Raw genomic sequence first — 17,735 nt, 5'->3', positions numbered from 1 at the left:
CTTCCCGGGGGCCGGCGTCGTGCTGCCTCCGCTTGTGCGGAAACAGGGCCTCCCGCCCGGGCGCCCGGAAGAGGTGCCGGATACTGATCGCTCCTGTCCTCACCGAGATGGAGCGTGCCTGATGACCGACGATTCCCGTACAGGTCCGCCCAGTACAGGCGGAGAGCGAGAGACGCTCCGGGCCTTTCTCGACTACCACCGCGCCACTCTCGCCATGAAGTGCGAGGGCCTGGACGACGAACAGCTGCGGCAGCGGTCGATGTCCCCCTCGACGCTCTCCCTCCTCGGCCTGGTGCGCCACATGGCCGAGGTGGAACGCGCCTGGTTCCGGAGAGTGTTCGAGGACAACGAGGCGCCCATGGTCTGGTCGGACCGGATCGACTTCCAGGCGGCGTACGACGCGAGCGCCTCCACGCGGGCGGAGGCGTTCGGCGCCTGGGAGGCCGAGGTGGAGCACTCACGCCGCATCGAACGGCAGGCCGACTCCCTGGATCTGACCGGACTCCAGCCGCGCTGGGGGCAGGAGGTGTCGCTGCGGATGGTGATGGTGCATGTCCTGCTGGAGTACGGCCGCCACAACGGGCACGCGGACTTCCTCCGGGAGGGCGTCGACGGGACGGTGGGCGCGTGAGGCGCCGGGCGGCCCGTCCGGGCGGCCAGGGACGCCCGGGCCCCGTCCGCCGACGGGTCGTTGGTGTGCGGGGCCATGAAGTGGAGTGAGGTCGAGTACCTCGACTGTCTGCGGTCCGAGCGCCGTGGTTACGAGTGGGTGATGCGCCACCACGGCGGGCTGACGCCGGCGCAGGCCCGGCAGGCTGCCCTGGAGCGGTACCCCTACGAGCCGGACGACGCCCCCTTCCGCGGGCTCATCTTTCACGACGAGGCGTGGCACTGGGCGATGCTGGTGATCCACGGCGATCGGTACGTGCTGGAACATCCCGAACTCGCCCGTCCGTCGGCTGAGTACCGGGCTCTCGATTGAGCGTCGCGCGGAGGAGGGCGTTCCCTCCTCGGACAGGTGACGTCCTGGAGCGATCCCTCGCCGCCGTGTCCGCAAGGCACATGAGTCCTCCCGGGCGACGCACCAGGCGATCGCGATGCACCCGTCGTCGCCGATCACGGTGGAAGCGAGGTGGTCATCAGCAGGAGGCCCGGGACTCCGCGGGGATGCATCAACCTTGAAGAGTGGACGCAAAAAAGCGATGGATACCCGCATCCAGTCATCATCACTGTGAAATCATCTCGCACGCATCTTGTGGTGACGCTCCCGCGCGCCCTACCGTCACCTCACCTTCCGAGAGAAACGGGCATGCGATGTCACGTCACATCACGGTTGCCGCACTGACGGCCGCCGTTGTCGGACTGGGGGCGCTGACCGGCGCCCCCGCGGCGCAGGGCGCGGAGGGAGAACGGACCCCCGTGCCGTCGGTGACGCGCGCGGGTCTCGATCCCGCGCTGGTGGCGGGCCGTGGCGCCGAGGTCCCGTTCGCCGAGCAGGAGGCGGAGAACGCCACGACGAACGGCACCGTCATAGGCCCCGACCGCACCGCCTACACCCTGCCCGCGGAGGCCTCGGGCCGTAAGGCGGTCAGGCTGGTGCCGGGCGAGCACGTCGAGTTCACGCTGCCGGAGGCCGCCGACGCGATCACGGTGCGCTACAGCATTCCGGACGCCCCGCACGGGGGCGGCATCACCGCGCCGCTCGATGTCGCCGTCAACGGCAAGAAGCGATCGACCATGACGCTGACCTCGCAGTACTCCTGGCTGTACAACCAGTACCCGTTCACCAACGACCCCGGTGCGGGACTGCTCCAGCCCGGCTGGTGGATCACCGAATGCGTCTGCGTCCCGAGTGGGACGACGCCCGCCCCCGTGATCGCCAAGCCCTTCCGGCCGAACCACTTCTACGATGAGCAGCGCCTGCTGCTGGGCAAGAGATACCGCGCGGGTGACACCGTCCGTCTGACGGTTCCGGCCGGCAGCCGAGCCGCGTGGACCGTCATCGACCTGCTCGACTCCGAGCTCGCGGGTCTCCCGCACGTCGAGCTCCGGGCGGCGAACGCGCTGCTGTTCGGGGCCGACCCTTCGGGGCGCCGGGATTCCGCGGACGCGATGGACCGGGCGATCGCCTTCGCCAAGCGCAAGAACCTGCCGGTGTACGTCCCGCCGGGCACCTATCGGGTCAACCGGCACATCGTCGTCGACGACGTCACGATCAGGGGCGCCGGCAGCTGGTACACGAAGTTCAAGGGGCGGGAGGTCGCTCTCGACACCCCGGCGGCCGACGGCTCGGTCCACACGGGAGTCGGCTTCTACGGCAAGGACGCGGCGGACGGCGGCAGCCGCAACGTCCACCTGTCCGGCTTCGCCATCGAGGGGGACGTACGCGAGCGCATCGACACCGACCAGGTGAACGGCATCGGCGGGGCGATGAGCGACTCCTCCATCGAGGGTCTGCACATCCGCCACACCAAGGTCGGCATGTGGTTCGACGGCCCGATGTCGAACCTGAGGATCACGGACAACGTCATCGTCGACCAGATCGCCGACGCCATCAACTTCCATGGCGGAGTGACCGGCTCCGAGGTCTCCCACACCTTCGTCCGGAACTCCGGCGACGACGGCCTCGCGATGTGGTCCGAGAAGCGGGCCAACACGGGCAACACCTTCTCCCGCAACACCGTGCAGAGCCCGGTGCTCGCCAACGGCATCGCGGTCTACGGCGGTACGGACAACACCGTGTCCGGCAACCTGGTCGCCGATCCCGTCCGTGAGGGCAGCGGCCTGCACGTCGGTGCCCGCTTCGGCGCGGAGGCGTTCCGGGGGCGTCTCGATCTCACCGACAACACGACGGTCCGGGCCGGGACGTACGAACTGAACTGGAGGATCGGTCTGGGGGCCATCTGGTTCTTCGCCCTGGACCGGGACATCGACGCCGACATCCGGGTGACCGGGAACCACTTCCTCGACAACACCTACAACGCGATCATGCTTGTCACCGACTGGCCGGTGAAGGACACGTACAGGATCCGGGGCGTGCGCTTCAAGGACATCAGGGTGGACGGCACGGGGACGTCCGTGGTGAGTGCCCGCGCGGCGGGCTCGGCGACCTTCGAGAACGTGGACGCGCGCAACGTCGGGGCCGTGGGCGTCAACAACTGCGGATCCTTCAACTTCACCCCCGCCGGTTCGGAGTTCACCCTGGTCGACCTCGGTGGCAACGACGGCGGTGGTGCGGCGGGCGACTGGCTGGCGCCGTGGCTGCTGCCGAACACGATCACCTGCGACGACCGCCCGCCGGTGGTCGTGCCGCCCGCGCCGGGAGCCTGGTGACACAACGAGCCGCGGACAACGTCCGCGGTGCGTGAGTCGGGCCGGTACGGCGCGGGGAACGCGCTGTACCGGCCTGCTCGTACGCGGTGCCTGGGAATGGCGGGGAGGTAGGCGGCCCGTGGGTCATGTGGCGAACGCCGCATGCACGCACTTGCCTTCGGGCAGCGCCTCCGTGAAGACCTGGGCACCCAGGTCCTCGGCGATGTGCAGGCCCATGCCGCCGGTGCCGTCGCTCAGATCCGGGGTCCGTGGAGCCGGTGGGGCGCAGGAGCAGTCGCTCACCGCGATGTCCAGGGCGCCGGCCGAGGTGGTCAGGGTCAAGGTGCTGGGTCCGGGTGCGTGCCGGACGGCGTTCGTGACCAGCTCGGAGATGATCAGCAGGAAGTCGTCGCAACGGTCCTGGGCGAGGGAGGGCCAGGACCGGCGGAGGAAGCCGCCGGCCGCACGGCGGGCGTGCGAGGGCGCTTCGGGCCCGGAAGGCAGCGGGATCGAGAGCCGGCCGGCCGCGACGGGCGCCGGCGTGGGCGATGGCGGTGGTGCGGTCGTGGTGGTCATGACGCTGTCCAGGAGGACGCGGCGCCGCTGTGGGGCGCCGGACGGTGTGGTGCCTGAGTGACGACGGGGTCCCCGGGCGTCTGCCCGGGAACCCCGCGTCCGACCGGGATGACGGTTGCTCACTTGTGGCTGCAGGACCAGTGGCCCTTCACCCAGTGCGTGTCCCAGTGGCCGGGGACGTGGACGTTCTTCCAGTGGCCCTTTTGCGACGTGCGTTCGTGCTGCCAGTAGCCGGGGTGCCACTTGCCCTTGTGGTCCTTGTAACCGGGGTGCCAGGTCTTGTGGTCGGAGCGATGCTCCTTGATCCACTTCTTCTCCCAGTGCCCCTTGACCCACTTCTTCTCCCAGTGCCCCTTCTTCCAGGTGCAGTGGTCGTTGTGGGTCTGCTCGCCGGTGACGGACGTGGTCGCGGCCGTGGGTGCCGGGGCGGCGGTAGCTGTTCCTGTGGCGGCCAGGGCGCCACCACCGGCCAGCAGGCCGGCCGTGGCGGCTCCTGCGACCATGCGGCGGACGCGGACGGAAACGGTCATCGGGATCACCTCCCTTTCAGGGATCGGCCACTCGCCCCGACGGCGTACTCCCGCATTCAGTCCGGGACTTGGGTCCTGGGCTCACCGGATGCGGTACCGAGGTTGTGAGCGGCGTTACACAAGGGATTCGGAGACGCCCCGGGGAATGTTTGGGGTGAATCGGAAAAAAACCAGAAAGGTGTGTCAGGCCGAAAGACTCACCGCGCCCAGGGGGGTGGTGGTGGGCCGCGGGGAGCCTCCGGCGGGCTCGACGGACAGCGCTACCGCCGAGGCGTCGCCCAACGACCCCTTCAGCAGGGTCAGTCGGCGCCCGGGGTCCCCGCTGAGCAGCCCGGCCGGTACGGGAGTCCCGTCCTCCATGAACCAGGCCGCGTAGGTCCGGCCCTTCGGAAGCCGGGGGAGGCCGGAGACGGCGAGTGTGGCCGCGTTCTCACTCCGGGAGAAGGTGACGGAAGCCGTGGCGCCGTCGCTGAATTCCTGGCTGTCCAGGCGTACGTCGGGTGCCGTGAGCACCTTGGCCACGTTCTCCTCCCGCTGCTCGGCCCGGTGCGCCGCCGCTCTGGCGTCCGATGCCTCCCGGTGCTGCCACCCGGCGAGACCCAGGCAGACCAGGACGGCTGCCACCGAAGCGGCGAGTGCCATGCGGAGGGCCCTGGCCGGTCTGCGGGCCCCTGCCCTCGCTTCCGCTCGCGGGCGGGCTTCCTGCGGTGTGGAGGCCACCTTGCGCAGGACCTGCTCCCGCAGGGCGCCGGGTGGAGTCTGTGCCGTCGACCGCCCCAGCAGGGCGGCCGTGGCCTGCAGCTCCGCGACCTCCCGACGGCACGCCTCGCACTCCGCCAGATGAGCTTCGAACGCCCGGCGCTCGTCCTCGGGGAGGGCGTGCAGGACGTAGGCACCCGATGATTCGTGCGGATCCATGGCGGTCACGCCCCCACTCCCAGGCAGTCGCGGAGCCGGATCAGTCCGTCTCGCAGGCGGGTCTTGACCGTCCCCAGAGGCAGGGAGAGCGACTGGGCGATCTCCTTGTAGGTGAGTCCTCCGTAGTAGGCGAGGACGACGGCCTCGCGCTGGATGTCCGTGAGCCTGCGTACGCAGCGGCGGACCTGCTGCCACTCCATGCGGGTCTCCACCCGCTCGGTCACCTCGTCGAAGGGGGTGCCCGAGCCGAGCATCGCCGCCCTGTGCTCACGGTCCTGGCTCGCCTGCGACGCGCGCACCCGGTCGACGGCCCGCCGGTGGGCCAAGGTCATGATCCACGTCATCGCGCTGCCGCGGTCGGGCTTGAACCGCCCGGACGTGCGCCAGACCTCCAGGAGTACGTCCTGCATGACCTCCTCGGACTGCGCCTGGTCCCTCAGCACCCGGCGCACCAGCCCCATGACCGGGCCGCAGGTCACGTCGTACACCCCGGCGAAGGCCTCCCGGTCCCCCTCGCCGGCCGAGACCATCAGCTGGTCCAGGTCCGGCCGTTCCGACTGCTGCCGGACGTCCCCTCCGTGATCGACGGAATCCACCCGGAGTCCTCGCTGACTTGTCGACGTGGGGGCGCCGCTGTGCGGGCCCTTGCCGCGGTGCGGCGCGCGGGATCACGCGGCCGCAGGGCTGGGGGCCGCCCGCCGAATATAGGCATCGGGCAGCTGCCTGGGCCTCAGGTGCGCGGCCGAACGGTCATTACCGGCAGGTAGCCGAGAGGGCTCTCAGGTCCGGCTGGTGCCGGGCGCCGCCGTCCTGCCCCGCGCCCGGTCGGTCCGCTCCGATCGCGGGACGAGGCCCGCCCGGACGGTCGCCATCCGCTCGCGCACCCCATCGGTGGGGACGGTCCCGGGCGGGGGCGCGGGCACGCTCGTGCCCTCGCCCCGGCAGCCGCCGCAGAGCCCGCCGGGCAATGCCTCGGGGCTGCCCGGTGCGCGGCACTCGCCGCATTCCAGGGTGCGGAGTGTGACGGCCCGCGGGCCGGTGACGAGTCGTTCCGGAGGCAGCTTGTCGGTCAGGCGGCGCCTGACGAGGGAGGCGGCATGGTGCACGGTGGCGGGCAGCCCGTGGGTGAGCGCACGCAGGGTCTCGTCCTCCGTGGCGCCCCGCTCGAACCACTCGCTGACCTGCGGTTCCAGGCTCGCGCACTCCGCCGCCGAGAGGCTCAGCGCGGGCGCGACGCGGCCCAGGGCGGCCAGTAGGACGAAGGCCCTTGAGCGCGTGGGCCGTTGTGTCTCCTGCGGTACGTCGCCCCGGGTGAACGCCGACCACCAGTCGTCGTCGCGTGCGGTCCGGGAGAAGAACGTCCGGGTGACCCAGAGCATGACCTCGTCGGTGGCGACGCACTCACTGCCCCGGCGCAAGTGCCCAGCTGCCTGAAGCCTGTTGAGTGCGGTCCGCAGGGCGCACTGCCCGTACGGGAGCCACTTGGCCAATGTCTTCACGGAGATGTCGGAGCCGTCGGGCAGCCGGTCGATGTACGCCGCGACGGCGGCCTCGCGGGGCGGCAGGTGCGAGAAGTCGCCCTCACCGCGCGGGCGTTGGTCCGAGGCGGAGCGCTTGCCGTAACCGGGGTTCGCCATGGGGTGCGGAGGCGCGTAGGGGGTGCACGGGGCAGCACTAAGCTGGTCGACAGCCATCAGATCGGTTCCATTTCGTCGATCTCGTTGGTCAGACCCCTGTCCGGTGTTGGCGCACCGACGGGGGTCGTCTGTTGTCCGGCACGCTAGAGCGTCGCGACGTTGCGTGGCAAGTCGGTCACAAACGGTCAACTGGGCAGGTGGGGAGGGTGGGTGGGCGGGAACAGGCCCTCCATCCATTCCTCTGAAAGAGCGCTCGGAGTCCAGGGCTTGAGCCCCGGAGGGTCAACACCCGAGAACCGCGGCCCCGATCGGATGATCTCCGCCGCGCGGTCGGGCGTGGCGGGGCGCAAGATCGCCAGGATGACCGGTGACGGCGCCCTGACCAGCAGATCTCGGTGCAGGGGCACTCGCATGCCGTCGACCGATCCGAGCGGGGAGCGACCGTGGCGAACGAGCTGAAGTACGGCGACAAGATCCACCTGCAGAACGGCTACAACGGATGGGCGGGCGGCTATCTGGACACCAACGGCCACAGCAGCGACTCCGGCGGCAAGTACGCCGTCTCGACCGCCGAGTCCCCCACCCGCGGGGAGGGTACCGGCACCTGGGAGATCCTCTCGCCGACCGGCAAGGCCGCCGGTACCCCGGTGGTCAGCGGTGACGTGATCCAGCTGCGCAACCTCTACGGCGGTGACGGCGGTTACCTCGACACCAACGGCCACGCCTCCACGGACCAGCGCAACGCGGGCGCCAAGTTCAACGTCTCCACGTCCAAGGACCAGGACCGCGCGCCCGGCTCCGGCACCGGCCGCTGGCGCATCACCGCGCGGACGTCCACACCCGCCGACGGGAGCATCCGCCCCGGCGACGTCATCCACCTGTGGAACCTCTACGCCGACAACGGCGGCTTCCTGGAGACCAACGGCGGCGGCCCGGCCGGCGGCAAGTACGACGTCTGCACCAACGCCTACTCCAACCGCGCGGCGGACGTGGCCGACTGGAAGGCCCAGCGCCCGTAGCCGATCGGGAGCCCGACGGCTCGGTACGGGGCCTGCCGCGGCTGTTGGCGGGCCCCGTGTACCGCTCCGGGCCAGGACGCGACCGGTGCTCAGCGCGTCCGGATCGAGTGCTGTGTGCGCTCGTCGACAGCCCGCAGCTTGTCGGGGTTGGCGACATTGTGGATGGCGGAGATCCGCCCCTCGGCGTCGAAGTCGAAGGTGACCGTGGCGATCACGCGGTCCGGCGCGCTGAAGACCATGCCCGTCGCGCCGTTGATCTGGACCAGTTCGGCCTTCATGTCGGCCGGCTCGATGCCCTGGTACGAGACGGTCCCCATCGCCGCGAACCAGGCGGCCACCGTGGAAGCGCCCACGACCGGACGCAGGGCCTGGCGGACCTTGCCCCCGCCGTCGGTCCACAGGGTGACGTCCGGCGACAGCAGCTCCATCAGGGAGTTCATGTCCCCACCGGTTGCGGCGGTGAAGAACCGCTCCGTGGCGTCGCGCTGTTGCGTACGGTCCGCCGTGAAGCGCGGTCGCCGGGACGCCACGTGCTCGCGGGCGCGGTGCGCCGCCTGCCGCACGGCTGCTTCGGAGCGCTCCACCGCCTGCGCGATCTCGGCGTGGCTGAAGTCGAAGACCTCCTTCAGCACGAACACGGCGCGTTCCAGCGGACTCAGTGTCTCCAGCACCACCAGCATCGCCATCGACACGGACTCCGCGTCCAGGGCGGTCTCGGCGGCGTCCCCGCCGGTGAGGATGGGCTCGGGAAGCCACGGCCCCACGTAGACCTCGCGCTTGTGCCGGGTCGAGCGCAGGCGGTCCATCGCCAGATTCGACACGATCCGCACCAGGTACGCCTTGGGGTCGGCCACCTGTGAGCGGTCGGCGGCCGACCATTTGATCCAGGCGTCCTGCACCGCGTCCTCGGCATCGGCAGCGGTGCCGAGGATGCGGTAGCCCACGGAGAACAGCAGGCTGCGGTACTGCTGGAACAACTGCTGGTCGTCGTCCGCCCGGGTCATCGCGCCGCCCGGATCCGGGTGAAGCGGCCGCCCCGGGGCCAGAACGCTCCTGAGGCGGGCATCTTCTTCATGCGGCCGTAGGTCGGCCAGGGTGAAGCGGTCACGGCTTCCTTATACCTGGCTGCCGCGCGGCCTGTCAGGCAGATTCGCCTGGGGCTGTCGTCGGGCCGGGTGAACTGCACGACCGCGTCGTTCCTGCCCAGGCTCACCGGCGAGTGGTAGTAGCCGAAGCGGAAGGGCTTGGGCCGCTTGCCCTCCAGTGCGCGGACGATCGACACCGCGGCGTGCACCCCGGTCGGCATCCCGCTCTGGCAGGTGCCGTGCAGGACGCCGTAGCCCTGGCGGACGGCGGCCGCGTCGCCCACGGCGTACACGTCAGGGTGCGACTCCGACCGCAGCGCGGTGTCGGTGACTATGCGGCCGCGCTCGTCCACGGCGAGTCCGGCGGCGGCTGCCAGAGGTGACACCCGGGTGCCGCTCGTCCACAGGACGGCGTCCGCGGCGATGCTCCCCCCGCCCGCGAGCTCGACCGAACCGGGCAGCACCTTCACCACCTCCGCCCCGCTGCGCACCTGTACGCCCAGCCGGTCGAGCGCGGACCGCAGATATGCCCTGGCCTTCGGGTTCATGGAGTCGCCGGGTTCGTGCCGCCCCACCAGGACGACGTCCAGCCCGGGGTGCCGCTCGGCGATCTCCGCCGCCGACTCGATGCCCGTCAGTCCGCTGCCGGCGACGACCACGGTGCCGCTGCCGAGCCGCGCAAGCCGCCCGGCCAACGACTCCGCCTCCTCGGGGCCGTTCACGGTGTAGGCGTGTTCCTCGGCACCCGGAACCGCCGCCGTGTCGGCGACGCTGCCCAGCCCGTACACCAGCGTGTCGTAGCGCAGGACCCGGTCGTCGTCGATCCGCACGGTCTTCGCGTCCGTGTCCAGCGCCGTCACCCAGCCGCGCACGAATTCGGCCCCCGTGCCCTCCAGCATCTCCGGGATGCTCAGCTCGGCGAGCTCCTGGCCCGTCGCCGTCATGTGCAGCCGCAGCCGCTCGGTGAACCTGTCCTGGGCGTTCACGAGGGTGACGGTCAGACCCTTCTTCCGTCCCGCCCTCGCGGCCAGCTGGACGGCCGCCGCCATGCCCGCGTAACCCGCGCCCAGGACGACGACGTGGTGGTCGGCCGTCGCATCGGTCTCACGTGCGCTCATCGCTTCCGCCTTCTCTCGCTTCTTGATGACGCCCACGGGACGCAAGTTCTCCCTCGATCTGTGACACGGGAAAATGTGACCTGGGGCACATCGTGGCGGCGGTGTCCGCGTGGTCGCCTACACGGGGATCCGGTCGAGTCCCAGAGGTGCGGGAGGCGGCAGCGGCGCCGTCGCCCCGGCGCGGAAGGACTGGAGGAGGTAGGCGACCAGGCGCCTGGACGCGGCGGGAGCGTCGTCGCCCGCCCCGGCGGTGGCGCCGCAGTTGGCCAGCATCAGCAGCGTGATGTCGTGCACGTCGAAGTCCTGCCGCAGCTGCCCGCCGGCCTTGGCCCGCCGGATCAGCAGGGCCAGACCCTCCTCGGCGCGGGCGCGCTCCTGGGCGTATTCGGCGTGCTCGGGGAACTGGGAGAGGAACGCCTCGGTGAAGCCCCGCTCCCTCGCCTGCATCATGCAGACGTTCTCGACGACCGAGCAGAAGCCGCGCCACGGGTCCGGATCCGCCAGCCCTTCGTCGAGGACTGCGACGCAGTGGGCGAGTTGTTCGGCGAAGGCCTCGGACACCAGCGCGGCGCGCGTCGGGAACCGCCGGTAGAGCGTGGCGACCCCGACCTTCGCCCGCCGGGCGATCGCCGCCATGGGCACGTCGATCCCATGGAGCGCGTATGCCTCGCGGGCGGCGGCGAGGATGCGCTCACGGTTCTCCCGGGCGTCCGCGCGCAGGGTCTCGGGGGGTTTCTGAGAGGGCTGAGCAGGCATGTTTCTCACTTCGGTCCAAATGGAGGGTGCCGTCCACTTACCCGTCTAGCGTGGGACGTATGGACGATATGCGCGCAGCGCTCTACGACCGGTACGGGCCTCCCGAGGTGCTGTACGAGGGCCGGGTTCCCGTGCCGGAGCTCCAGCAGGGCGAGGTGCTGGTCCGTGTCCACGCGTCGAGCGTCAATGGAGGGGAACTGTACGGCCGGGCCGGACGCGTCCGCCTGGTGACGGGCCGCCGCTTCCCCCTGCGTACGGGGATGGACTTCGCCGGCGAGATCGCCCGGGTGGACGGTGCGGTGAAGGGGCTGCACGAGGGCGACCGGGTGTGGGGACTCCTGGGGCGCAGATTCGGCAGTGCCGCCGAGTACGTCGCGGTCCGGCCGCGCCAACTCTCCTACGCCCCCGGGAACATCACCCTCGTCGAGGCCGCGTCGCTGCCCGCCGGGACGACCGTCATCACCGCGCTGGAGACCAAGGCGCGACTGAAGGCGGGGGAGCGGCTGCTGGTGCGGGGCGGTGCTGGCGGAATGGGCAGCATCGCCGTCCAGCTCGGCAAGGCGCTGGGCGCGCATGTGACCGCGCTGGCCGGAGAGAAGAACCTCGACTTCGTCCGGCAGTTGGGGGCGGACGAGGCGTACAGCTACACGACGACGGGGCCGGGTGACCTGGGCTCCTTCGACGTCGTCCTGGACACGGTCGGCACCGAGCACCGGGCCTTCCGCCGGCTTCTGGCCCCCGGGGGCCGCATGGTCTCCATCGCCTTCGACATCGACCACCTGGGAGCGAGCCTCTCCTACCTGCTCGCCTCCACGGCCCACGGTCCGCGCCGGGTCCGCTTCTTCAGCGGCAACCCGAAGCACGACCTCTTCGCCCAGCTGGCCCGCCATGTGGAGAGCGGCGCGATCCGCCCCGTGGTGGACACCGTCCACCCGCTCTCCGAGATCGCCGCCGCGCACCGGGCGCTGGAGGCGGGAGGGGTGCGGGGCAAGCACGTGATCCAGGTGGTGTGACAGGCGTCCGGCCTCGGCCTCCGCCTTCTCTCACGCAGGCCGAGAAGGGCAGGTGACCTCCCAGGCCGCCTCGATCATCGGGAAGATCTCGTCCACCGCGGCTTCCGGATCGGCCGCATCACGGGCCAGCGAATAGGCGTCGATCACGAACCTCGCGATCGTCCGGCTCGCCGTTGTGGTCCGTGACAGGTCGGGATCGGCGGCGATGGCCGTTGCCAGCGTCTCCGCGTGGCGCAGTCTCATCGACTCCTCGTACTTCCGCAGGGCGGGTGATCCGTCGATCATGCGCCAGATCGGGGCGGCGCTGTCCGCCGTGCAATGTCTCACCAGGGCCTGGATCTCGCGGCGCAGCGCGGGCATGAGCGGCTCGTGCGGTGCCCGGCCGGTGACCGCCTGCGTGAGGCGTTGCTCGAAGTCCTCGTCCTGCTCGAACACCAGGGCCTCCTTGGAGGCGAAGTGCGAGAAGAGCGTGGTGACGGCCACGTCGGCCTCGGCGGCCACGTCACGGATGCCCACCGCGTCGTACCCGCGCTCCAGGAAGAGCCGCAGGGCGGCGTCAGCGATCTTCTGGCGGGTCACGGCTTTCTTGCGCTCACGGCGTCCGGGCGGCACGGTCATGGCCTCACGCTATCAGGTACGAAGCCGTAGCTGTTTCGAAACGCTAACCGTTAGTGTTACGGTCCACCGCATGAAGAAAGTGAGCTTCGCCGAGTTCGGCGGTCCGGACGTCCTGCAACTCATGGATGCCGAGGAACCCCACGCGGGCCCCGGCCAGGTACGCATCGCCGTGCGGGCGGCGGGCGTGAACCCCGTCGACTGGAGGGTCCGTGAAGGCCAGTTCCTGGAGGCCCATCCGCTCGAGTTGCCCGCCGGCGTCGGGCTGGACGCCTCCGGGGTGGTCGACGAGGTCGGCCAGGGCGTCGAAGGGGTCGAGGTCGGCGACCACGTGTTCGGCGAAGGGGCCGGCACCTATGCCGAGTTCGCCGTGCTGGGGGCATGGGCCCGTATGCCCGAGGGGCTGACCTTCGAAGAGGCGGCCGGGTATCCCTCCGTGGTGGAGACCGCGCTGCGCATCATCCGCGAGGTCGGTGTGCAGACCGGGCAGACGCTGCTGGTCAGCGGTGCCTCAGGGGGAGTCGGATCGGCGGTGCTGCAGATCGCCCGTGACCGCGGCATCACGGTGATCGGCACGGCCGGGGCCGCGAACCAGGACTACGTGCGGAGCCTGGGTGCCCTCGCCACCACGTACGGCGAGGGCTGGGCGGAACGGGTGCGGCGGCTCGGCCATGTCGACGCGGCCCTCGATCTGGCCGGTTCGGGCGTGATCCGCGAGCTCGTCGAGCTGACCGGGGACCCGCAGAGGGTGGTCACCATCGCCGATCTCGATGCGCCGGAGCTCGGTGTCCGCTTCTCCGGCGTGGCCGGGAGCGTGCCGGAAGCGCTCGCCGAGGCCGCCGGCCTCATCTCGCGGGGAAAGCTCCACATCCCGGTCGAGAAGTCGTACACGCTCGCCGAGGCCGCGGCGGCCCACATCGACAGCAAGGCCGGTCACACGCGCGGACGCCGGGTCATGGTCGTCTGAGCCGTTTCCTGCGCAGTTGCACGGCGCCTTCGTTGTCGGGTGTCGCGATGGTTCAGCCGGACAGCCCCTGGATCCTGTCGAGTTGGTCTGCGAGGTCTGCCAGGCCGTCGGCGTACAGGTCGAACCGGTCCGACGAGGTGGGCGGGTCGCCGACGGGGCGGGCGACGTAGGCGGTGCGCAGGCCAAGGCTCTGCGCACCACGCAGGTCCCAGGCATGGGCGGCGACCATCAGGAGCCTCTCCGGCGGCCCACCGGAGGCCGCCACGGCAAGCTCGTAGACCGCCGGGCCCGGCTTGTAGGTCCGGGCGTCCTCGGCGGACAGGGCCTGGTGCCAGCGCAGTCCCGCATGGGCGTTGATTCCCAGCAGCGCCGTCCGGCCGGCGTTCGACAGCCCGATCAGCGGAAACCGTCCGGCGATCCGGGCGAGCCCTGCCACGGTGTCGGGCCACGGCGGGAGACGGCGCCCCGACAGGGCCAGCTCCGCCACGGCGGTCGGGTCGTCGACTCCCACGGCGTCGGCGACCAGCCCGGCTGCTTCCCGGTCGAGGACCTCGCTGGTGACGTAGGGCCGGCCGCCGTCGAGGACGCTCCGCGACTCGCGGTCGATGTGCTGCTGCCACAGCGTCAGGAGCCGCTCGGTCCTGGGATCGTCCAGCGACGGGTCGAGTGCACGGATTCCCGCGCGGATACCTGTGGGTTCGTCGACGAGCGTGCCGAGCACGTCGAACACGACGGCATCGATCTCCAGCTCTGACATGGCGGGGCCTCCTGGGCGGAACCGGGTCGTGGTGCGGACGGCTACAGGCGCTTGAGTTCGGTGATGAAGGTGGACCAGACGGCCGTCCGGAAGACGAGCGCCGGGCCGGCGGTCACCTTGGAGTCGCGGACGGGGACGAGGTCGGGGTGATCGGTGGCGACTTCCAGGCAGTCCCCGCCGTCCCCGCCGCTGTATGAGGATTTGTGCCAGGTCGCTGTGGCGAAGTCGTAGTCAGAGCCGCTGATCTTCATGGGCGTAATCCTCCGCGACGGACTCCATCAGGGCCAGGGATGCAGCTGGCCTCAGTGCCTCTGCCGCTACCAGGTCGTAAATCAGTTCGTGATGCCGGACGGTCGCGGGATCATCCTGCAACCGTCCCGTGCCGAGGCCCTGGAGGTAAGCAAGGCTCGGTGCATCCGGGAACGACATCAGCTTCAGGGAGCCTTGCAGCGCCATGTGAGCGCCGGCGGAGAAAGGTAGAACCTGCAAGATCACCCGGTGCTGATGAGCCAGGTCGAGCATGTGCCGCAACGCCTCGGCCATCACTTGGCGGCCGCCTGACTCGCGACGGAGTACGGCTTCGTCGAGAACCACCCACAACAGGGGTGTTGTTGGGTCCGACAGGATCTGCGCCCGCTCCAGTCTGGACGACACGAGCTGGTCGATCACATCCTCCGTGGCCGTCGGCTGGTACGCGCGGAACACCGCCCGCGCGTAGGCCTCCGTCTGCAGCAGTCCCGGGATGAGAAGCGGCGCGTACTCCTTGATGGCCGTAGCGACACGCTCCGCCTCCGCCGCCTCCGCGAAGTGATCCGGGTACTCCGACTGCTTCAGGGCCGCGCAGTTCCGTACGAAGAAGCCGTCCGCGCCCAGCGCCTCGTCGAGTCGCTGGGCCTGGTCCGCCTGCATCCGCCGCGTACCGGCCTCCAGCTGCCCGATGAAGGAGCCGCTGACGAACAGCGGGGTTCCCAGATCTTCCGCAGACAGGCCCGCCGACTCCCTCCGGTGGCGGAGTTCGGCCCCCAGGAGGGCCCGGGGAGAGGACGCGGGGTCGAGCTTCTTCGGTCCGGGCAAGGCGGCTCCCTGTGGCACACGTGCGGGTGTTGGAACTGCACCTCTTCCACGGTAGTGGCGAATTGGCCACGCTGAGTAGGCATAGCCACTACTCAGCGTGGAAATGGGGAAGATCATGATGACGGCTACGGAACGGCGCGAAGAGGCAGCGGGCAGAGTGCGGGCCGCGGAGGACGCGGTGGCTCGGCTGCGGGCAGGGTTCGCGGGGGTCGGCGTGAAACTGCCGTCGCTGCGGATCGACCCGGTGTCGTGCGCGGGGAACGAGCCGGCACCGCTCGTCGACCTCGGTCGGTGCTCGATCGAGATGGCGCTGCGGCTGAGTGTGCAGCTGGAAGCGGCGGCCGCTCATGACGGTTGAAGGACTGGAGCCGTGTAAGCCTGAGCCCGGAACGTTCGCGGTGGACGGCCGGGACGGCCGGGTGGGCCGGGTGATGGGCCGCGTCGGACCGTATGTGCAGTTGCGTCCGCCGGGTGGCGGCGCGGAGTGGGACTGTCCGCCGGAAGCCGTCCGGCCGGCCCCGCCGGGACTTGTGCTGCGGGCCCGGGTGACGGAGATCAACCGGGAGGGGCAGTTGCCGCGATGAGGGTGCGTCATCGGTGCTGCCCGCCGTGGGGCCGTGCCGTGGACGTCGGTGAAAACAATGTCGGGCTTCGGTGGGAGCGGCCCTTGGGGACTCGTCCGCCGCACCACGCGGACACGGTCCTACTGCTTGCCGGAGCCGACGGGGTCCACCACGACCTTCTCGTCGGCGCCGACCGGGCGGAGGTCGAGGGCGACCGACAGGGACTTGGAGTGGGTCTCGTTGGGCGGGGTGACCTCGATGGCGGAGACGAACACGCCGTCCTCGCCGGTGTCGTTCGACGGGTAGTGCAGGGTGAAGCGGGTCGTCTCGCCGGACTTGAGGGCGACGGCCGGGGCTGCGACATCGCTGCGCTCGGCACTGAGGGGGCCGGAGGCGTCCTGGGACCTCAGGTCGACGCCGGGGAAGCCCTTGAGGGTGCAGGCGTCGCTGGTGTTCTTGAGGCTGACGACGAGGTCGCCCTCGGCCATTCCGTGCGAGGTGCTGAAGTCGAGGTTCGCCGTCTTGCAGGGGCCGGTGTCGACCTGCCCCTTGCCGCTGCCCCGGGCGGAAGCCGTGGTGATCGAGTCGTCGCCGGCGGCCGTGGTGCTCTCGTCGGACGCGCCGCTGTCGGATGCGGTGCTGTCGGTGGAGTTCCCGGCCGAGGACGAGGAGGCGGCCCCGGAGTCGTTCGTGCTCGCGGCGGAATCCTCGTTCCCCTGGCAGGCAGTGAGCGAGAGGCCGGCGGCGAGGGCCAGGGCGGCGAAGGTGAGCTTCTTGGTGCGCATGGTGTTCTTTCCTCTTCGGTCGGTGCCGTCTGCTCGGCACTGGCGAGCGTTACTGATCATGAGGACCAGCCTCGACCCGTGTGCCGTTCCGTCCGACCGCCCGCTAATACATGCCTGTTACATGCGATTGCGCGGCTCGCTGGGGTGCCACCGCTTGGCGCGTACCGCCCGGGTGTGGAGATGTTCCCTGGTGCCCGTACCGCCGTTCGGCCCGGGAAGTGGGGCCTGAGAGCGATCTGAAGCGCCGCGCCGGTGGGCGCTGCCGTTCGCCGGATCGCCGGTTGCCCGAGCCCTCACCGTGGATCTCGACGACCGTCGGCCGCTGGGACAGACCCGTGACGGAGGGGCCCTTGACCGTCGGACCCGCTGTCCCCTGTCCCGAGTCCGGCGTGAGCAGTCGGGCATGCGGGGCCCCAACCGGGCCGGAGAGGCGTGGGCACAGACAGCGGGGCCGGCTCCGTATGAGGAGCCGACCCCGCCTCTGATCGTCGTGCGCAGGGATCACATGATCCGGTAGCTGTCGTAGTAGCCGCCGACCTGGGCGTGATAGCCCGGATCACCCGCGTGCTTGTGCTTGTCGAACTCCGGGGAGTCCTTGATCTGGTCCTTGGTCAGGTCGACGAACACCGTCCGGTGTTCCGTGTCGATCCCCTTGACCGTGCCTGCCGGAAGCAGGACGTCCTTGCCGAAGATCCAGACGCCGGTGTCCACGACCAGGTAGGCGGAGCCCACCTCGTCGGAGTGCTTGTCGACCTTGCCGATGCTTCCGTCCGTCGCCTCGACCGAGAATCCGGTCAGATCGGCGCCCGCGGTGTGACCGCTCGTAGGCTGGTAGCCCCACAGGTTGTCGCTCATAAATGGCTCCTTCCTCGACGGTTCATTCGGCACGGCGAATCCCATCGCGATGAGGATGAGTGCCGCTCAATATTTCGACTGCCCGCACTTTTGCGGCCCACACCCGGAGAATGTGGTGAACACGGAAAACGCGGGCGGCTCAAGACCCGAAGGTC

At 70.3% G+C, this 17,735-nt stretch carries 22 protein-coding genes; 8 read left to right on the top strand and 14 right to left on the bottom strand.

Features of this window, described 5'->3' with window-relative positions; genetic code table 11:
- Positions 1-121: 121 nt before the first annotated feature.
- The 3 genes from ACFWFI_RS27810 (at position 122) to ACFWFI_RS27800 (ending at position 3,333) form a co-directional block, all read left to right on the top strand.
- Complete coding sequence (locus ACFWFI_RS27810; protein ID WP_387395181.1) at positions 122-631, top strand: DinB family protein; 510 nt, start codon at positions 122-124, stop codon at positions 629-631.
- A 75-nt stretch (positions 632-706) separates the two neighbouring features.
- Positions 707-982 (top strand): hypothetical protein, encoded by a 276-nt coding sequence (locus ACFWFI_RS27805; RefSeq protein ID WP_387395179.1) that lies wholly within the window; start codon positions 707-709, stop codon positions 980-982.
- 332 nt (positions 983-1,314) lie between these two features.
- Complete coding sequence (locus ACFWFI_RS27800) at positions 1,315-3,333, top strand: glycosyl hydrolase family 28-related protein (protein WP_387395178.1); 2,019 nt, start codon at positions 1,315-1,317, stop codon at positions 3,331-3,333.
- Between the two features lie 123 nt (positions 3,334-3,456).
- On the opposite strand, the gene ACFWFI_RS27795 is transcribed toward ACFWFI_RS27800, so the two are convergent.
- The 5 genes from ACFWFI_RS27795 to ACFWFI_RS27775 all read right to left on the bottom strand — a co-directional run bounded on the left by ACFWFI_RS27795 (position 3,457) and on the right by ACFWFI_RS27775 (position 6,973).
- Positions 3,457-3,888: an ATP-binding protein gene (locus ACFWFI_RS27795; protein WP_387395176.1), complete on the bottom strand. Its 432-nt coding sequence runs from the start codon at positions 3,886-3,888 to the stop codon at positions 3,457-3,459.
- A 119-nt stretch (positions 3,889-4,007) separates the two neighbouring features.
- Positions 4,008-4,418, bottom strand: a complete 411-nt coding sequence (locus ACFWFI_RS27790; protein WP_387395175.1) for a hypothetical protein — start codon at positions 4,416-4,418, stop codon at positions 4,008-4,010.
- A gap of 183 nt (positions 4,419-4,601) precedes the next feature.
- On the bottom strand, positions 4,602-5,336 hold the full coding sequence (locus ACFWFI_RS27785) for an anti-sigma factor (RefSeq protein WP_387395185.1): 735 nt from the start codon (positions 5,334-5,336) through the stop codon (positions 4,602-4,604).
- Between the two features lie 5 nt (positions 5,337-5,341).
- Positions 5,342-5,866, bottom strand: coding sequence for an ECF RNA polymerase sigma factor SigK (gene sigK, locus ACFWFI_RS27780; RefSeq protein WP_387395183.1), 525 nt, complete (start codon positions 5,864-5,866; stop codon positions 5,342-5,344).
- A 249-nt stretch (positions 5,867-6,115) separates the two neighbouring features.
- Positions 6,116-6,973 carry a hypothetical protein gene (locus ACFWFI_RS27775; protein ID WP_387395173.1) on the bottom strand — a complete coding sequence of 286 codons (858 nt, stop codon included), beginning with the start codon at positions 6,971-6,973 and terminating at the stop codon, positions 6,116-6,118.
- 443 nt (positions 6,974-7,416) lie between these two features.
- On the opposite strand from ACFWFI_RS27775, the gene ACFWFI_RS27770 reads away from it, so the two are divergent.
- Positions 7,417-7,992: a hypothetical protein gene (locus ACFWFI_RS27770; protein WP_387395171.1), complete on the top strand. Its 576-nt coding sequence runs from the start codon at positions 7,417-7,419 to the stop codon at positions 7,990-7,992.
- Positions 7,993-8,081: 89 nt separating this feature from the next.
- Here ACFWFI_RS27770 and ACFWFI_RS27765 read toward each other — a convergent pair whose 3' ends face one another.
- The 3 genes from ACFWFI_RS27765 to ACFWFI_RS27755 form a co-directional block, all read right to left on the bottom strand.
- Positions 8,082-8,996, bottom strand: a complete 915-nt coding sequence (locus ACFWFI_RS27765) for an RNA polymerase sigma-70 factor (RefSeq protein ID WP_387395170.1) — start codon at positions 8,994-8,996, stop codon at positions 8,082-8,084.
- A complete protein-coding gene (locus tag ACFWFI_RS27760) occupies positions 8,993-10,195 on the bottom strand; it encodes an NAD(P)/FAD-dependent oxidoreductase (RefSeq protein ID WP_387395169.1) in 1,203 nt (400 codons plus the stop codon). Before ACFWFI_RS27760 ends, ACFWFI_RS27765 begins: the two co-directional genes overlap by 4 nt.
- Before the next feature lie 117 nt (positions 10,196-10,312).
- Positions 10,313-10,951 (bottom strand): TetR/AcrR family transcriptional regulator, encoded by a 639-nt coding sequence (locus ACFWFI_RS27755; protein WP_387395167.1) that lies wholly within the window; start codon positions 10,949-10,951, stop codon positions 10,313-10,315.
- A 59-nt stretch (positions 10,952-11,010) separates the two neighbouring features.
- Between ACFWFI_RS27755 and ACFWFI_RS27750 the strand changes: the two genes are divergently transcribed.
- Positions 11,011-11,964, top strand: coding sequence for an NAD(P)-dependent alcohol dehydrogenase (locus ACFWFI_RS27750; RefSeq protein ID WP_387395165.1), 954 nt, complete (start codon positions 11,011-11,013; stop codon positions 11,962-11,964).
- Between the two features lie 30 nt (positions 11,965-11,994).
- On the opposite strand, the gene ACFWFI_RS27745 is transcribed toward ACFWFI_RS27750, so the two are convergent.
- Positions 11,995-12,582, bottom strand: a complete 588-nt coding sequence (locus ACFWFI_RS27745) for a TetR/AcrR family transcriptional regulator (protein ID WP_387395163.1) — start codon at positions 12,580-12,582, stop codon at positions 11,995-11,997.
- A gap of 70 nt (positions 12,583-12,652) precedes the next feature.
- Between ACFWFI_RS27745 and ACFWFI_RS27740 the strand changes: the two genes are divergently transcribed.
- Positions 12,653-13,546: an NADP-dependent oxidoreductase gene (locus ACFWFI_RS27740; protein ID WP_387395161.1), complete on the top strand. Its 894-nt coding sequence runs from the start codon at positions 12,653-12,655 to the stop codon at positions 13,544-13,546.
- A gap of 52 nt (positions 13,547-13,598) precedes the next feature.
- Here ACFWFI_RS27740 and ACFWFI_RS27735 read toward each other — a convergent pair whose 3' ends face one another.
- From ACFWFI_RS27735 to ACFWFI_RS27725, 3 genes are read right to left on the bottom strand one after another with little or no spacing between them, the layout of a single operon-like run.
- The gene (locus tag ACFWFI_RS27735; RefSeq protein WP_387395158.1) at positions 13,599-14,303 is read right to left on the bottom strand and encodes a haloacid dehalogenase type II; all 705 of its coding nucleotides are present in this window, start codon (positions 14,301-14,303) and stop codon (positions 13,599-13,601) included.
- A 41-nt stretch (positions 14,304-14,344) separates the two neighbouring features.
- A complete protein-coding gene (locus ACFWFI_RS27730; RefSeq protein WP_387395156.1) occupies positions 14,345-14,554 on the bottom strand; it encodes a DUF397 domain-containing protein in 210 nt (69 codons plus the stop codon).
- Positions 14,535-15,377: a helix-turn-helix domain-containing protein gene (locus ACFWFI_RS27725; RefSeq protein WP_387395154.1), complete on the bottom strand. Its 843-nt coding sequence runs from the start codon at positions 15,375-15,377 to the stop codon at positions 14,535-14,537. The genes ACFWFI_RS27730 and ACFWFI_RS27725 overlap by 20 nt, the downstream gene beginning before the upstream one ends.
- A gap of 103 nt (positions 15,378-15,480) precedes the next feature.
- On the opposite strand from ACFWFI_RS27725, the gene ACFWFI_RS27720 reads away from it, so the two are divergent.
- Together ACFWFI_RS27720 and ACFWFI_RS27715 are read left to right on the top strand one after the other, a co-directional pair.
- Positions 15,481-15,735 carry a hypothetical protein gene (locus tag ACFWFI_RS27720; RefSeq protein ID WP_387395152.1) on the top strand — a complete coding sequence of 85 codons (255 nt, stop codon included), beginning with the start codon at positions 15,481-15,483 and terminating at the stop codon, positions 15,733-15,735.
- Positions 15,725-15,961, top strand: a complete 237-nt coding sequence (locus ACFWFI_RS27715; RefSeq protein ID WP_387395151.1) for a hypothetical protein — start codon at positions 15,725-15,727, stop codon at positions 15,959-15,961. Before ACFWFI_RS27720 ends, ACFWFI_RS27715 begins: the two co-directional genes overlap by 11 nt.
- 119 nt (positions 15,962-16,080) lie before the next feature.
- Here ACFWFI_RS27715 and ACFWFI_RS27710 read toward each other — a convergent pair whose 3' ends face one another.
- Positions 16,081-16,725, bottom strand: coding sequence for a DUF4232 domain-containing protein (locus ACFWFI_RS27710; RefSeq protein ID WP_387395149.1), 645 nt, complete (start codon positions 16,723-16,725; stop codon positions 16,081-16,083).
- Positions 16,726-17,226: 501 nt separating this feature from the next.
- A complete protein-coding gene (locus ACFWFI_RS27705; protein WP_387395147.1) occupies positions 17,227-17,580 on the bottom strand; it encodes a PRC-barrel domain-containing protein in 354 nt (117 codons plus the stop codon).
- Positions 17,581-17,735 lie beyond the last annotated feature (155 nt).

It is taken from the genome of Streptomyces sp. NPDC060209, assembly GCF_042728155.1.
Taxonomy (GTDB): Bacteria; Actinomycetota; Actinomycetes; order Streptomycetales; family Streptomycetaceae; genus Streptomyces.
The sequence above is the reverse complement of the archived record's forward strand: the minus strand, read 5'-3'. Positions and strand labels throughout refer to the sequence as shown.